Annotated in this window: 14 protein-coding genes and 1 riboswitch; of the genes, 3 read left to right on the forward strand and 11 right to left on the reverse strand. The window is 63.8% G+C overall.

Going from position 1 to position 15,982, the window contains the following annotated elements; genetic code table 11:
• Positions 1 to 103 precede the first annotated feature (103 nt).
• On the reverse strand, positions 104 to 469 hold the full coding sequence (locus tag FHS92_RS06530; RefSeq protein ID WP_343056671.1) for a glycosyltransferase: 366 nt from the start codon (positions 467 to 469) through the stop codon (positions 104 to 106).
• Positions 470 to 778: 309 nt separating this feature from the next.
• On the opposite strand from FHS92_RS06530, the gene FHS92_RS06535 reads away from it, so the two are divergent.
• The 3 genes from FHS92_RS06535 (at position 779) to FHS92_RS06545 (ending at position 4,234) form a co-directional block, all read left to right on the forward strand.
• Complete coding sequence (locus tag FHS92_RS06535) at positions 779 to 2,317, forward strand: TadA family conjugal transfer-associated ATPase (RefSeq protein ID WP_184078557.1); 1,539 nt, start codon at positions 779 to 781, stop codon at positions 2,315 to 2,317.
• Positions 2,318 to 2,412: 95 nt separating this feature from the next.
• Complete coding sequence (locus tag FHS92_RS06540) at positions 2,413 to 3,216, forward strand: class I SAM-dependent methyltransferase (protein ID WP_184078902.1); 804 nt, start codon at positions 2,413 to 2,415, stop codon at positions 3,214 to 3,216.
• Positions 3,217 to 3,295: 79 nt separating this feature from the next.
• Positions 3,296 to 4,234, forward strand: a complete 939-nt coding sequence (locus tag FHS92_RS06545) for a DMT family transporter (protein ID WP_184078559.1) — start codon at positions 3,296 to 3,298, stop codon at positions 4,232 to 4,234.
• 21 nt (positions 4,235 to 4,255) lie between these two features.
• Here FHS92_RS06545 and gcvPB read toward each other — a convergent pair whose 3' ends face one another.
• The 10 genes from gcvPB to ftsA form a co-directional block, all read right to left on the reverse strand.
• Complete coding sequence (gcvPB, locus tag FHS92_RS06550) at positions 4,256 to 5,821, reverse strand: aminomethyl-transferring glycine dehydrogenase subunit GcvPB (protein WP_184078561.1); 1,566 nt, start codon at positions 5,819 to 5,821, stop codon at positions 4,256 to 4,258.
• The gene (gene gcvPA / locus FHS92_RS06555; RefSeq protein ID WP_184078563.1) at positions 5,818 to 7,176 is read right to left on the reverse strand and encodes an aminomethyl-transferring glycine dehydrogenase subunit GcvPA; all 1,359 of its coding nucleotides are present in this window, start codon (positions 7,174 to 7,176) and stop codon (positions 5,818 to 5,820) included. The genes gcvPB and gcvPA overlap by 4 nt, the downstream gene beginning before the upstream one ends.
• Positions 7,176 to 7,949, reverse strand: coding sequence for a class I SAM-dependent methyltransferase (locus FHS92_RS06560; RefSeq protein ID WP_184078565.1), 774 nt, complete (start codon positions 7,947 to 7,949; stop codon positions 7,176 to 7,178). Before FHS92_RS06560 ends, gcvPA begins: the two co-directional genes overlap by 1 nt.
• A gap of 2 nt (positions 7,950 to 7,951) precedes the next feature.
• Positions 7,952 to 8,323: a glycine cleavage system protein GcvH gene (gene gcvH / locus FHS92_RS06565; RefSeq protein ID WP_184078567.1), complete on the reverse strand. Its 372-nt coding sequence runs from the start codon at positions 8,321 to 8,323 to the stop codon at positions 7,952 to 7,954.
• Complete coding sequence (gene gcvT / locus FHS92_RS06570) at positions 8,320 to 9,468, reverse strand: glycine cleavage system aminomethyltransferase GcvT (RefSeq protein ID WP_184078569.1); 1,149 nt, start codon at positions 9,466 to 9,468, stop codon at positions 8,320 to 8,322. The genes gcvH and gcvT overlap by 4 nt, the downstream gene beginning before the upstream one ends.
• 166 nt (positions 9,469 to 9,634) lie before the next feature.
• Positions 9,635 to 9,734: riboswitch (glycine riboswitch) on the reverse strand.
• Positions 9,735 to 9,789: 55 nt separating this feature from the next.
• A complete protein-coding gene (locus FHS92_RS06575; protein WP_184078571.1) occupies positions 9,790 to 10,959 on the reverse strand; it encodes a deoxyguanosinetriphosphate triphosphohydrolase in 1,170 nt (389 codons plus the stop codon).
• On the reverse strand, positions 10,956 to 12,878 hold the full coding sequence (locus FHS92_RS06580; protein WP_343056672.1) for an SPOR domain-containing protein: 1,923 nt from the start codon (positions 12,876 to 12,878) through the stop codon (positions 10,956 to 10,958). Before FHS92_RS06580 ends, FHS92_RS06575 begins: the two co-directional genes overlap by 4 nt.
• An 89-nt stretch (positions 12,879 to 12,967) precedes the next feature.
• On the reverse strand, positions 12,968 to 13,105 hold the full coding sequence (locus FHS92_RS06585) for a hypothetical protein (RefSeq protein ID WP_184078573.1): 138 nt from the start codon (positions 13,103 to 13,105) through the stop codon (positions 12,968 to 12,970).
• 30 nt (positions 13,106 to 13,135) lie between these two features.
• Positions 13,136 to 14,575: a cell division protein FtsZ gene (ftsZ, locus tag FHS92_RS06590; protein WP_184078575.1), complete on the reverse strand. Its 1,440-nt coding sequence runs from the start codon at positions 14,573 to 14,575 to the stop codon at positions 13,136 to 13,138.
• Positions 14,576 to 14,717: 142 nt separating this feature from the next.
• Entirely contained in the window at positions 14,718 to 15,980 is a 1,263-nt protein-coding gene (gene ftsA / locus FHS92_RS06595; RefSeq protein ID WP_184078577.1) for a cell division protein FtsA, read from the reverse strand.
• Between the last annotated feature and the right edge of the window lie 2 nt (positions 15,981 to 15,982).

Consider the following 15,982-nt stretch of genomic DNA (forward strand, 5'->3'; position numbering starts at 1 on the left):
CAGACTGTTAAAATGGCCTAACGCATCCACTCTCAAGCCCGCCTTCGCAATCACGTCCGCGAGTATGTGCTGATCAATCCAACCGTCATCTCCTTCAACGCGACTAGCCATTTGGTTTTGTGTGTCTTGTTTTTCGGTCGACTGGCCGTCCTTCGTCAGCGACGATGTACAGCGGGCGATTACGTCCCTCCCGAGCCACCCTGCCCAGATATTCTCCCATGATACCAAGACTCAGCAGGTTCTGGCCCCCGCCCAACCAGAGCTTAACCATCGGAAGGATCAGCTCGGGCGGATCCTGCAAGTCCACGTCGATCGGGACAACCGCATCCCCAGTCGCGCGCGCCATCTCGGCAGCGAGCGCGGCTTCATTACCGAAATTGCGAGAAAGACTTACGAATTGTATGTCCGTATTCAGCGATGAAAGTATGGAAAGGATATCGCGCGTTCGGTCAGTGCTCCCGTCGTCCACGAAGAAATATTCTGCCGAAGCTCCCGGCCCCTGAAGCTTGAGCGCTGGATCAGGAGCCGACCGCGCCCGTTCCAATAAATACGGATATGGATTCCTAATCGTTGAATACGGGAATCACGAACGATATGCGCTTCCGTTCGCCATCACAAATCCCACGCCCGAGCAACTGCGCCCCGCTCTTTGTGAAGGGCGTTGGTTAATTAATGGTGATTGGGTTTCAGCTTCCTCCTAACCTTTTATCAAAGTTTCCCCTCTATCTCCTGTCGTGTCGCGCGGGGACCCACGACGCATACGCAAGGCAAACAGAATATGAGCGCATTTGGACGGAAGAACGGACCTGGCGGTACGCGGCCAGCATTTGGCGTGGCCAAGCCGATGCACATCGTCACGCCGTCATCCGGCGCACCCACGCTGCGCGAGCCTTCCGTTGGCGGCGATCAGTTTCCTCCGATCACCCCCGCCGCGCTGAACCCGGAGGGTGCTGCGGCTGACCTCTCGCCCTCGCAAGTCAAAAACGCAGAGGCGATGGCGCGCCTTTCAGATCGCATGAATGCCGAACACGCGGCGGACGAAGGGCCGCAGGGCTTTGATGCCTCCGTCCACAAGATCAAGGAACAGGTGCTGCCGCGCCTGCTCGAGCGCGTTGATCCGGAAGCTGCGGCGACGCTGACCAAGGATGAACTGGCGGAGGAATTCCGCCCGATTATCATGGAAGTGCTCGCCGAACTGAAGCTGACGCTCAACCGGCGCGAGCAGTTCGCGCTCGAAAAAGTGCTGGTCGATGAACTGTTGGGTCTCGGTCCGCTTGAGGAACTGCTCAACGACCCGGAGATCAGCGATATCATGGTCAATGGCCCGCTGCAGACCTATATCGAAAAGAAGGGCAAGCTGCAGATCGCGCCAATCCAGTTCCGCGACGAAGAGCATCTGTTCCAGATTGCGCAGCGCATCGTGAACAAGGTCGGCCGCCGCGTCGACCAGACCACGCCGCTGGCCGATGCCCGCCTGCCCGACGGCAGCCGCGTTAACGTCATCGTGCCTCCGCTGTCGCTGCGCGGCACCGCCATTTCCATTCGTAAATTCTCCGCCAAGCCGATCACGCTCGACATGATGGCGAAGGGCGGGTCGATGAGCGACAAGATGGCGACCGCGCTCAAGATCGCCGGTGCATGCCGGTTCAACATCGTCATCTCGGGCGGCACCGGTTCGGGTAAGACGACCATGCTCAACGCCCTGTCGAAGATGATCGATCCGGGCGAGCGCGTGCTGACCATCGAAGACGCGGCGGAACTTCGTTTGCAGCAGCCACACTGGTTGCCGCTCGAAACGCGTCCCGCAAACCTGGAGGGGCAAGGCGCGATCACCATCGGCGATCTCGTCAAGAACGCCCTGCGTATGCGTCCGGACCGCATCATCCTGGGCGAAATTCGTGGCGCGGAGTGCTTCGATCTGCTCGCCGCGATGAACACCGGCCATGACGGCTCCATGTGTACGCTCCACGCCAACAGCCCGCGCGAATGCCTCGGCCGTATGGAAAACATGATCCTGATGGGCGACATCAAGATCCCCAAGGAAGCCATCTCGCGCCAGATCGCCGAATCGGTCGATCTCATCGTGCAGGTGAAGCGCCTGCGCGACGGTTCGCGCCGCATCACCAACATCACCGAAGTCATCGGGATGGAAGGCGAAGTCATCGTCACCCAGGAACTGTTCAAATACGAATATCTGGACGAGGACGCGAACGGCAAGATCATCGGCGAGTATCGCTCGCTCGGTCTGCGCCCCTATACGCTGGACAAGGCGCGGCAATTCGGCTTCGATCAGGCGCTGCTGGAAGCCTGCCTGTAGGCTCTGCCGATCGACATCTTGCGGCGTTGTTGGAAACGGCCCTTGCCGCAATCGTATTTTCCCGTCACATTTGGGCATCTCCGGGAGAATCGATGATGCGCGTACTTGCTCCGCTTGCCCTGTCACTGTGCACGGCCATGGCTCTCCCACCGTCGGCACTCGCCAAGCCCGGAACACAGGCGTCGGCAGAGACAGCGATTCGGGCGGCCGTCGCCGCACCCAGCCGTACCCCGGCCAATCGCCTGCGCGACCCTTATCGCCATCCTATCGAAACATTGCGGTTCTTTGGGGTAACGCCCCAGCAGACCGTGGCGGAATTCTTGCCCGGCGGAGGCTGGTATTTCGAGATCCTCGCGCCGCTCCTACGTGATCACGGCACCTATATCGGCCTCCAGCCGCCGGGGCCCGCTACGACTGCCCTTCAAAACCGTGTCGCCGCCGATCCGGCGCTTTACGGCACGGCGCGGATCGCACCCTGGCCCACGGGCGACGCCGTAGCTCCAGGCAGCGTCGACACCGTGCTTACGTTTCGCAACATTCACAATCTGGTGATGAACGGGACGGAAGAAGCCGCCTTTGCCACGTTCTATGCGATGTTGAAACCCGGTGGCACGCTGGGCATCGTCGACCACCGCCTGCCCGAGGACCGGCCGGATGCGCTACAAAAGACGAGCGGCTACCTTAAGCCCTCGTTTGTGCGGGCCCTGGCCGAGAAGGCCGGATTTGTTTTTGTCGGCAGTTCGGAAATCAACGCCAATCCGAAAGACAGCACAGACTGGCCTGACGGGGTGTGGACCCTTCCGCCGACATTGCGTAAGGGCGAGGTGGACCGGGCGAAATATCTGGCGATCGGCGAGAGCGACCGCATGACGCTGAAGTTTCGCAAGCCCCGGAAATAAGCCCAGACAATCGTAAACCTGCCGGCCTGATTGCCGAACGGAGCATTGCGCCGAGCGGGAAACTGCCTAAAGCGGAACGATGTCCTCTTCCTCCCCGAGAGCCGCTGTTCGCCCGCACGCGACCCACGATCGTCCCTTCTACGCCTTGAGCCAGCGCCTGATCGCAATGATCATGCTGACGCTCATGTTTGCGGGGGCGAAGCTCGCATCGGAACGGGGCGTCAATCTGGTGGAAATCGTATTCTATCGCCAGCTTTTCTCCCTTCCGATCATCGTGTTGGCTGCCGCCGCCGGACCGGGTCTGGCGAGCATGCGCACCCAGCGGCCCGGCCTGCACTTCACCCGCAGCCTCGCGGGTCTGTGCGGCATGGTGTTCAACTTCTTCTCCTACATCCTGCTGCCCCTCGCCGAAGCGACCACGATCGGTTTCAGCATGCCGATTTTCGGCACAATTTTCTCGGCTCTGCTGCTGCGCGAAAAAACCGGCATCCATCGCTGGAGCGCAGTTATCATCGGTTTTGTCGGCGTAATCATCATCGCCCAACCCCAAGGGCATGAGACAATCGCGCCGCTGGGCCTCGCTGTCGCGATCGCTGCAGCCGTTTCCAGTGCGCTCATCTCCATCCTGCTGCGTCAAATCGGCCGGACCGAAGCACCGATCACGACGGTTTTCTGGTTTTCCGTCATGTCCCTGCCGGTCGTCGCCCCGTTCATGCCGTTTTATGCCAGCGGACATGACCTGTGGACCTGGATATTGTTGCTGAGCACGGGGCTAACGGGCGGTCTGGCGCAAATCTGCATGACGACTTCGCTGCGCTGGGCACCGGTATCGCTGGTTCTGCCGATGGATTATTCGGCCATCATTTGGTCTACCCTGCTCGGCTGGCTGCTGTGGAGCAGTTGGCCGTCGATCAACACCTTTATCGGCGGCGCGATCATTACAGCGAGCGGCCTCTACATCGCCTATCGCGAGCACAAGCGGATCCAGAGGGTCCGGGATCTCTCGGCCGCACCATAACGCACGGCCGAGAGGAAGAGGTTACGCCGCCGTTGCGTCGCTCCACGCCAGAACCGGACTGCGCGCGGCAAGCGTCTCATCGAGCCGCTGGCGCGGCGCATACCAGGGCGCCCCCTTCAGCATCGTGTCGCCCGCTTTCGCCCGCTCCGCAACACTGCGCAGCGCCATGATGAACTGATCGAGCGCGGCCTTGCTCTCCGTTTCCGTCGGTTCCACCAGCATCGCGCCATGAACGACCAGCGGGAAATAGACCGTCATCGGGTGGAAGCCTTCGTCGATCAGCCCCTTGGCGACATCGAGCGTGGTGAAACCCTCGGCCAGCCCCTTGTCGCTGAACAATGCCTCATGCATGCATGGTCCGGATGCCGCAAACGGCGCGTCGAGCACATCCTCCAGCGAGCGCAGGATATAATTGGCGTTAAGCACCGCGTCTTCGCTCACCTGCCGCAGACCATCCGCGCCATGGCTGAGGATATAGGCCAGCGCACGGGTGAACATGCCCATCTGGCCATGGAATGCGACCATACGGCCAAAGCTGCCGCCATGATGCTCACCCGCCGTTTCTTCCTCGATCAGCGCGAATCCGTTCTCGGTTTTCTCGACGAACGGAAGCGGCGCATAGGGCGCCAGCGCGGCGCTGAACACCACCGGGCCGCTGCCCGGTCCACCGCCGCCGTGGGGCGTGGAGAAGGTCTTGTGCAGGTTGATGTGCATCGCGTCGATGCCCAGGTCGCCGGGGCGAACACGGCCGACGATGGCGTTGAAATTCGCGCCGTCGCAATAAACCAACCCGCCCGCCGCGTGGACGGCATCCGCAATCCGCTTCATGTCGCGCTCGAACAGGCCGCAGGTGTTGGGATTGGTGATCATCACGCCCGCCACATCCGGCCCCAGCCGCGCTTCCAGCGCCGCCGTGTCCACGCGGCCATCCGGGGTCGCGGGAATATTTTCGACCTTATACCCGCAGAACGCGGCGGTCGCCGGGTTCGTCCCGTGCGCACTTTCCGGCACCAGGATGACCGAGCGCGCGTCGCCCCGCGCTTCGAGGGCCGCGCGCATCGCCAGTAGCCCACACAGCTCACCATGCGCGCCCGCCTTGGGCGACATCGCGACGGCGGCCATGCCGGTCAGCGTCTTGAGCCATTCACCCAGCTCGTAGATGACGCCCAGCGCGCCCTGCACCGTGGCGATGGGCGCCAAGGGATGCACGTCGGCAAAGCCGGGCATGCGAGCAACCTTCTCGTTAAGGCGCGGATTGTGCTTCATCGTGCAGCTTCCCAGCGGGAAGAGGCCGAGGTCGATCGCGTAATTCTGGCGCGACAGCCGCGTGTAATGCCGCACCGTCTCCTGTTCCGACAATCCGGGCAGGCCGATCGGCGCGCTGCGTTCCAGCCCGCCCAGGCGGCTTTTCCCCTCAGGCAGCGGCGCAAAGTCGACCCCGGTACGGTCTGGCGAGCCGATCTCGAAGATCAACTTCTCTTCCAGCATCAGCGCTCGGTTGCCGGTCGCCGTTTCCGGCAGGACGGGCGCGAAATCCTCGACCGCCAGTTGGGGGGTGGTCGGACGGCCTTCCTTCAGCATGGTCATGCCAGAACCTCCTTGAGTGCAGCGGCCAATGCCGCGATATCTTCACTGGTCGTGGTTTCGGTCACGGCGACGATAAGGCCGTTGGCCAGCGCCTCCTCCCCCGGATAAAGCCGCCCGAGCGACACGCCCGCCAACACGCTCTGATCGGCAAGTGTACGGGCAACATCCCGAGCATCCGTGTCAAATATGATGGTGAACTCGTTGAAAAAGCTGTTGTTGAGCACGCGAATACCCGGCACGGCCGCCAGGACCTCCGCCGCCTCGACCGCGCGGGCATGATTGAGCATGGCAAGTTCGCGCAAGCCGCGTTCGCCCAGCAAGGTCATGTGGATCGAGAAAGCGAGCGCGCACAGGCCGCTGTTGGTGCAAATGTTCGACGTCGCCTTTTCCCGCCGGATATGCTGCTCGCGTGTCGACAACGTCAGCACGAATCCGCGCTTGCCCGAAGCGTCCACGGTCTCCCCGCACAGGCGACCGGGCATCTGGCGCACATATTTCTGTTGCGTGGCGAAGAGTCCCAGATACGGGCCGCCGAACTGCAGGCCGACGCCCAGCGACTGCCCCTCGCCCACCACGATGTCCGCGCCCATGTCCCCCGGCGCGCGGATCGCGCCCAGCGCCACTGGCTCCGTCACTACCACGACGAGCAGCGCACCCACTTCATGAGCCGCCGCAGAGAGCGCCGACAAGTCACTGATCCGACCGAGAATATCGGGATACTGCACGACCACGCAGCTCGTGTCCTTATCCACCGCTGCGGTCAGCGCATCGACGTCACCGTCGGGCGTCAGTTCCGGCGCGCAGGTGACGAGCTCATCGCCGGTAAAGCGCGCCATGGTCTTGGCAACGCTCACATAATGCGGGTGCAGCCCTTCCGCGATCAGCGCCTTCTTGCGCTTGGTGATACGCCGCGCCATGCCGATCGCTTCCCAGCAGGCAGTCGACCCGTCATACATCGAAGCATTGGCGACATCGCAGCCGAACAGCCGCGCCACCTGGCTCTGAAACTCGAAGAGTACCTGCAACGTGCCCTGCGCGATCTCCGGCTGATAGGGCGTGTAGGCAGTGAGGAACTCGCCGCGCTGGATAAGATGATCGACGCTCGCGGGCACATGGTGGCGATAGGCTCCTGCCCCCAGAAAGAACGGCACGTCGCCCGCCACCAGATTTTGCCGTGCGAGCCCCGCCATATGGCGTTCCACCGCCCATTCGCTGGCATGGTCGGGCAACTCGGCGATCTTGGCGTCGAGCCGCGCCTGCGCGGGCACATCGACGAACAGATCGTCTATCGACGCCGCACCCACCACGTCGAGCATCGCGCGCCGGTCGGCATCGGTCAGGGGAAGATAACGCATCAGTCCGGTTTCCTCATTGCAAATCTCAGGCGCACATAATCCGCGCGCCACATGCCATCCTCACCCTGCATTGCCGTCGGCACGCGCGTTGCTGCAGCGGTGAATATGGACTCTCGGTTCTCGGTCGGTACAGCGAGCACATCCATCAACCCGGACCGGAAGGTGCGGAACCAGCCTTCCGGCCCAGCCGGGAGGGGGGTAGGACGGTCAATCAGCCGCGCGTCAATGGCGACGAAGCCCAACGCGGCATAGACAGCGCTGAAATCCTTTATGGTCGGATACCATTGCAGGTCGTGCTTGGGCAGCGCGTAGCCCCATGCCTCCAACTCGGCATTCAGGGCGCCGCGAAGTTGTTGCACATTGCCCGCGCCACCCATTTCGCCGACGAACCGCCCGCCCGGCTTCAGCGCGCGGAACACGCCCCGCGCCACGGCGGGACCATCCAGCATCCAGTGCAACGCCGCGTTCGAAAACACCGCGTCGAACAGCCCGTCAAAGGCGAGCTGTTCGCCGTCGGCCTGCTCGGCGTCGATCCCGCGCGCTTTTGCAGCGGCCACCATAGCGGGCGATGCATCCACCGCCGTCACCCGCGCACCCGCGTCCACCAACGCCTGCGTCAGCGTGCCGTCGCCGCACCCCAGATCAAGGATGGCTTCTCCCGGCCGAGGGGCGAGCAACTCCACCACCGGCAGGCCCAGCGCGGGGACAAACGCCCCGTTGCGCCCATAATCGGACGCATCCCACTGGCTCGACCGGTTGGGAGCAGCAGCCATGTTCAGAGACTGGCCACGAACTTGTCGTAAGCGCTCTCGTTCATCAGGCTGTCGAGTTCGCTCGCGTCCGTCAGGCGCAGCTTGAAGAACCAGCCGTCCTCCTCCGCGTCGCTGTTGACCAGCGCAGGCTCGGCCTCCAGTTCGCCATTGATCTCCAGCACTTCGCCGGAAACGGGCGCATAGACGTCCGATGCAGCCTTTACCGATTCCACCACGGCGGCGTCATCGCCCTTGGTAAAGGTGGCACCTTCCACCGGCAGCTCGACAAACACGATGTCGCCCAGCTGTCCCTGCGCATATTCGGTAATGCCGACCGTGGCGATTTCGCCCTCGACATCGACCCATTCATGATCTTCGGTGAAATAACGGCTCATTTGCTGCCTCCCTGGCGATGGTAACGATGGGGAACGAAGGGCATCGGCGTGACGCTGGCGGCTAAACGCTTGCCACGCACCTCGATTTCGAGCGCGGTCCCCGGCGCGGCATAGGCCGCCTCGACGCGCGCCATGGCGATCGGCGCGCCGACGGTCGGTGCAAAGCCGCCCGAAGTCAGCACACCCACGCGCTGGGCACCGACAAACACCGGAGCTCCTTCGCGCGCGGGCAGGCGCCCCTCGATGCTGAGGCCGACCTGCCGCAAAGGCGCGCCTTGCGCCACCTCCCGTGCGACCCGCGCATGACCGATGAAGCCGCCCTCTGCCCGGCGCTTCTTGTTGATGGCGAAGCCCAGCCCTGCGCCGATCGGACCGATGGCGGGGTCAAGATCATGCCCATAGAGCGGCAATCCCGCCTCCAGCCGCAGCGAATCCCGCGCGCCCAGCCCGATGGGCTTCACGCTGTCGATCGCGCAGAGCGCATCGGCGAAATCCGTCGCCGCATCGGCCGGGATACTGATTTCGAAGCCGTCCTCCCCCGTATAGCCCGAACGGCTGATCCACAGTGCGTTGCCCCGCCACGCAAACCCCGCACATTGCATGAAGAACAGCGCATCGACGCCCGGCACGATCTGTGCGAGCGCCTCGGCGGCGCGCGGCCCCTGCAGCGCCAGCAGTGCCTGATCCTCGTTGAGGTTCAGCGTGATGTCGTCCGGCAACTGATCGAGCAGCCAGGCCAGATCGTCATATTTGGTTGCGCCGTTCACCACCATGAAGATGTCGTCGCCGTCGTCCGGCCCCCGGCGGCTGACCATCAGATCGTCGAGGATGCCGCCTTCTTCGTCGAGCAGAAGCGAATAACGCTGCCGTCCCACAGCCAAACTGCTCACTTCCGCCGGAATGATCGCCTCCAGCGCGGCGTCCAGCCCGTCGCCGGTCAGGCTGATCTGCCCCATATGGCTGACGTCGAAGAGGCCCGCCTGATCGCGCGTCCAGCTGTGCTCGGCCATGATGCCATCATACTGGATCGGCATGTGATAGCCCGCGAACTCGACCATGCGTGCACCCCGCGCCCGGTGCCACGCGTCGAGCGGAAGTGTACCGATTTCAATGGGTTCAAGTTCGTCTTCGGAATATTCGGTCACACTATCGGTCCCTGTACAGACGGCTGGCCGACGCAATGCCACTGTGGACGCTGCATCGAACCCCCTCTGTCACGGAACCTGAGAGCTTTGACTGACCGTTCCACGCGGAAACGACAGCTTACACCTTCGGTGGGATGGACAGACCATCCGCTTTCCAGAGTGCCTTGATCGAGATGCGGTCCGTGGGCCTGAGAGATTCCGGGGCGGTTGCTCCTTCGGCGGTCGCTGCAGGTTGCCCTGCCCCGACGCTCTCCCGCATCTTGACCGCAACGAATCCTCGCTGCGGAGACAAACAACCTTTTGCGCAACCCAACCGCTGAGTCAATCGGGCACTATGAGCTTTCCTCCCAGCCCCTCCAAGCTGCGTTCGGCGAAGCGGTCTGTCATGCCCGCGATATAGTCTCCGATGGTACGGCTGCGCTGCGGTTCGGGCGCGTTGCCGAGTTCCGCCCACTGCCCCCCCATCCGGGCAGGATCGGCGCGATAGGCATCGAACAGGCCAGAGACGACCACCCGTGCCCGTTCCGCCTCCGCCAACTGGGACTCGTGGAGATAGAGGTGAGCGTACATAAACCGGGTGAGGTCTGCCTCCGCGGCCTCCATGGCGGGGGAAAAGGACACAAGCCTTCGCCCCGCTGCGCGCACGTCCGTCACGCTCTGCACACCCGAGGCGAGGATATTCGCCCGCGTTGTTTCCAGCAGATCGTTGACCATCACGCCGATCTGATCGCGCACCAGTTCGCGCAGCAGGCGATGTTCCGGCACATCGGGGTAGCGCGCCCTTACCCGGTCCCAGCTTTGCGCCACCAGCGGGACCGCGCAAATCTGGTCGAGGCTGAGCAGCCCTGCGCGCAGCCCGTCGTCAATATCATGGTTGTCATAGGCGATGTCATCGGCGATCGCCGCCACCTGCGCCTCCAGCGACGGCCAGCTGTCGAGCTCCAGCGGGAACAGCGCATTCAGTTCCCGCATCGCCCAATTGGGCGCCGTCACCGGCCCGTTATGCTTGGCCAACCCCTCCAACATGTCCCAGCTCAGGTTCAGCCCGCGAAAGAGCGGATAGGGGCTTTCGAGCAGCATCAATATGCGCAGGCAATGGGCGTTGTGATCGAAGCCGCCCTGCCCCGCCAGCGCCTCTTCCAGCGCATCCTCGCCCGCATGGCCGAACGGGGGATGACCGATGTCATGCGCGAGGCACAGCGCCTCGGTCAGGTCTTCGTTCAACCCCAGCGCGCGGGCAATCGTCCGGCCGATCTGCGCGACTTCCAGGCTGTGCGTCAGGCGGACGCGATAATGGTCGCCATCCGGCGCGATAAACACCTGCGTCTTGTGGCGGAGGCGACGGAACGCGATCGAATGAATGATCCGGTCCCGGTCGCGCTGGAAAATATCGCGCGGCCCCCGTGTCTCGCCGCCCGGCTCCGGGTGCAACCGCCCCCGGCTCTGCTCCGGGTGGCAGGCATAGGACGCAAGGGTGTGGGGGCTGCTCACTTTCCGCCGAGGGCCGATACGTCTTCCCCCGCGTCACTCACCCACAGGAACGCGTCACTGCCCGCCTTTTTCATGGACGCCTCGAAGTCCTGCGCTTTTGCCTTGGAGCTGAAGGGACCGACGACCAGGCGATTGGTGCGCCCCCATTCGGCTGTCCAGCCATCGCGCGATCCCATGGTGTCAGCGTATTTCTTGCGCATCGCCTTGAGCGTAAAGGCGAGCGCACTCTTGTCGCGCCCGGTGCCAACCTGCACCCAGATGCGGGACGGGTTGGCGGCGAGGCGCTTCTTCTCGGCCAGCGCTTCGGCCTTTGCCTTGGCTTCAGCAGCAGCCTTCTCCTTGGCGGCGACATCTTTCTTAGCCTTCGCCTCGGCGGCCAGCTTGGCCTTGCGGCGCTCCGCCTGAACCCGCATGATCTCGACCAGATCGAGTGCGGCGGCGCTAGCCGCCTGCTCAGCCTCGGGAACCTGCACCTCGGCCATGATCTGCGCGAGGGTGCGGTTGGATGTCGGCGCGGTCTGCGGAACCGATGCGGGCGCTGCCGGAGCCGGAGCGGGAGGGGCTGAGCTTGGCTGCGCGAAAGACGGCTGGGCCGACGGTTGTGGCGCAGGCGGCCCATAGGTCGGCGCCGGGTTTACAGGACGTGGCGTTATCGGCTGAGGTGTCGCGGCCGAGGGCGCAGATGGAACAGCAGAAGCAGCGGCGGCGGACGTGGCAGGAGCTGTTGGTGCCGGCGTGACATTTGCAGGCGCGGGACGAACGGGCTGTTGGCTGACGGGCTGCGACCGGACAGGCTCGACGCGCGCGGGCGCGGGCCGTGCCATATTCGTCGGCGGTGCGTCGCTATAGTCGATGACCGGAGGCACTTGCGCGGTGCTGGGCGCGGAAGCAGCTTGCGCTGCACGGACCGGCGCGGACGACCGAACAGGGTCGCTCTCAACAGCACGCCCGGAGAGTGTGGGACTTTGCGGCGGCGTGTATGTGGGCGGCATCGGTTGCACAACGGGCGAAGTGGCCGCCAACGTGGGCGTGGTACGGCTCCCGCGCGCCGTTGGTCGCTTCGTATTGCTTGCAACCGCCGAAGCCGTCGGAGTGGAAGCGGGTGCGGGAACCGCTGTCGAAGCGACCCTTACCTTGACGAGGCCCGGCGGGAACTGCCCCATATGCACCGCCGCTGCGCGCTGCGCCGGGGTCAGCATGCCCATGCGCTCCATATAGGGCTGGATCGCGTCAGCAAGCGGCCTGGGCATGACCTGGGTGGTGATCGTACGGGCCTGCTCCTGCCGCCCGTTCATCGCCAGGATGAACGCCCGATCCCGCCATGCGCCCCGATCGCTCTTGTAGAGGAGCGGCTGGATCGTCTTTTCTGCCAGATCAATCTGCCCCGATATGCCAAGCGACACCGCATAACGGCGGATCAACGTCTGATCATTGGGCCGGGACCGCAGCGCGGCGACATAATCCCTCTGCGCTCCCGCCTGATCGCCAGTCAGATCGCGCGCCAGTCCCCGATCGGACAGCATCTCCGGATCGGAATAGCCCAGCGTTCCTGCCTGCTCGAGAAGGCGCAACGCATCCCCCGTCTGCTGCATTTCCAGCATCGCGCGGCCGAGCCCGGCCTTGACCCGCCCATTGTTGGGAGACACTTCGTCGGCGCGCCCAAAAAAGCCAACGGCCGCCCGCGCGTCTTCCAGACTCAACGCCACCTCTCCCGCACCGATCAACGAAGACAGATCGCGCGGATCGGTCGCCAGCCGGGCGAGATAGCCGGACAGCTTGCCCGCCTGGTCCGATGACGGAATGTCGAGCTGAGACGTGATCGGGGCGGATGTTTGCGCCGAAACGCTATTTGCCACACCCGACGCCGAGACGATTGCAAGGGCGGAAACGAAGGAAAAATGCCGGATACTATGCTTCACGCAATCGTCTCTATCAGCCTTTGCGGGGGACGCAAATATCCTTGCGCGCGGCGACGCGGCAGGGGGCCGCACAGCTCGGACCAATCGCTTCAGAACCAGACGAAGACGCTTTCGCGCCCATCACGCCCATCGACCGAATTGGGGGTCGCGCGTTCCGGGTTAAGCGAACGCCGACCGAAGCCGCTCTTCGCGAAAAAGGAGAGGTCTGCGCATCCCCCCGAATGCACGGACCTCTCCTCGGACGTGCGCGTTGGCGCTTACTGATTGCCCTGGCGGTTGAGGAACTGCGGGAACGGGGTCACCGAACCGCCATCCTCTTCCGGCTCGGCCGACTTGCTCAGGCCGCGCGACAGGCCGGACATCCGTTCAAACAGCGTACCGCCGGTGCGCGGCGCAGGCGCGGGTTCCGGCTTGCTGACCAGCGGCGACGCGGCGGGCGCGGCCTCTGCGGGTGCAGCAGCCGCCGTTTCGGTCGCTTCCGCGCCGAGCAGCAGCTCGTCCTCACCCTCGTCGTCGAACAGCTTGACCGGAGCAGACGGGGCTGGCGCTGGCGGGATCGCGATCGCTTCTTCCGCTTCTGCTGCCGCTACCGGCGCTTCGGCTACCGGTGCAGGATCGACTGCTTCGACAGGAGGTGCAAAGGGCGCAGCGGCTGCGACCGGAGCCGCCGCTTGGGTCTGGGGACGGCTGGCGAAACTGAACGGCTGCGACGCGGCAGGCTGCGCGCCCTCTTCGCTCTCGATACCGGTCGCGACGACCGACACGCGGATCTTGCCATTGAGATCATTGTTGAACGCCGAACCCACGATGATATTGGCGTCCGGATCAACCAGTTCGCGAATGTGGTTGGCCGCCTCATCAACTTCCATCAGGCGCAGATCGTCGCCGCCCGTGATGTTAATGATGACGCCTTTCGCGCCCTTCATCGACACGCCGTCGAGCAACGGGTTGGCGATCGCGCGCTCGGCGGCAGCCAGAGCGCGACCATCGCCGTCCGCTTCGCCCGCGCCCATCATCGCCTTGCCCATCTCGCCCATCACGGAGCGCACATCGGCAAAGTCGAGGTTGATGAGACCGGGCATGACCATCAGGTCGGTGATACCCCGCACACCCTGCTGCAGGACTTCGTCGGCCATCGCGAACGCTTCCTTGAACGTCGTGTTCGGGTTGGCGACGAGGAACAGGTTCTGGTTAGGAATGACGATCAGGGTGTCGACATGCTTCTGCAGCTCCTCGATCCCCGCTTCGGCGGAACGGGCGCGGCGGTTGCCTTCGAAAGTGAACGGCTTGGTGACGACGCCCACGGTCAGGATGCCGCGATCACGCGCGGCCTTCGCGATAACGGGCGCGGCGCCGGTGCCGGTGCCCCCGCCCATGCCCGCCGCGATGAAGCACATATGCGCGCCGTCCAGCGCTTCCTCGACCGAGGTCAGCGTCTCTTCTGCCGCCGCACGCCCGATTTCCGGCCGCGATCCCGCGCCCAGGCCTTCGGTGATACGCGGGCCAAGCTGGATGCGACGCTCGGCTGGCGAGGCGTTGAGCGCCTGCGCGTCGGTGTTGGCGACGATGAAGTCCACGCCCTCGACCTGCGAGGCGATCATATTGGCGATGGCATTGCCACCGGCCCCACCGACGCCGATTACGGCGATGCGCGGCTTGAGTTCATCCACGACCGGCGGTCCGATTTCAATGCTCATATATCTGCTCCTTCGAGGTTCCGGCCTCGCCCCCAATTGGACTTCATGAAAATGAAGTATAACGGTCTGTAGGACTTCATGCACCAGTTGAAACGGCAATTCATCCCTTTTTTAACCTAATTTTGACACCACGTGGGATGCGTCAGTAATTTGTCTTCACGGCGCGCACCATTCGTTGCCACCAAGCGAGTGGCGCGATCCGGTGAACCGATTGATCCGACGCCGGAAGTGAGCGCAAATCCAGTGGATTCGTATGGCCATAGAGCGCCAGCCCCGCAAGCGTCGAGAACGCGGGACCGGAGTGCGCTTCAGGCAGCGCGGCAATCCCGCGCGGCCGTCCAACGCGCACGGTGCGTCCCAGAGCGCCCTGCGCATAGTCGGCAATACCCTTCATTTCCGCACCTCCGCCGGTCAGCACCACTTGCCGCCCGACCGGGGTGCTGAAGCCCATCTTGCCCAGAGCCTCGTTCGCCTGCACCATGATCTGGTTGAGGCGTTCACAGATCACCGACACCAGCGATGCGCGCGTGATGCGGCCGCCATCGCTGCGTTCGCCCTCCGTAACATTGGGAACGATCTCGATCATCTCGCGGAAATCGCGGCGCGATTGCATCGCCGATCCGTAGAAACATTTGACGCGCTCGGCCTGACTGCGACGAATGCCGAAGGCCGAGGCAATATCGTCGGTGATGTCCGCAGCGCCCATCGCGATGCTGTGCATCCCCACCAGCATACCGCCTGCATAGACGGACACGTTGGTGACGCCCGCGCCCAGCTCGATCAATGCGACTCCCAAATCGCGCTCTTCCTCGGTGAGGCACGCCAGTGCCGTCGCGACCGGCGCAGCGACGATGCCGTTGACGTTGAGGTACGCGTTGCGCACGCACTGGTCCATGTTGGCGAGCGGCGCCCCGTCAGCCAGTACCACATGAATGTCGACGCCCAGCCGATCGGCGTGCATGCCAAGCGGCCGCTTGACCCCTTCCGTGCCATTGATCGTAAAGCAGGTCGGTTGGGCATGCAGCACGACGCGTCCATCCGGATCGATGCTGTCGCGCCCTACCGCGAGCAGCTCATCGATGTCGGCCTGCTCCACCCGGCTGCAATCGAGATCACGCTCGACCGTCACGATGTCGCTCACCAGACTGCCACCCGAAAAGCTGACCCACACATCCTCGATGTTGGTGCCGGCAACGCGTTCCGCCTGCTCGACCGTTTCACGCACAGCCAGCTCGGTCCGCTCCATGTCGGCGATGAAGCCGCGCCGTACGCCCCGGCTTTCGCGCTGGCCCGTGCCCAATATCGTCAGCTCGCCGGTCGGAGACACACCCGCAATGAGCGCAGAAACCTTCCACGATCCGATGTCGATGGCGGTGATCAGCTTGTCGCCCTTGGGCTGCGCCATAA

Origin of the sequence: Sphingobium subterraneum (assembly GCF_014199435.1) — a bacterium.
Taxonomy (GTDB): Bacteria; Pseudomonadota; Alphaproteobacteria; order Sphingomonadales; family Sphingomonadaceae; genus Sphingobium; species Sphingobium subterraneum.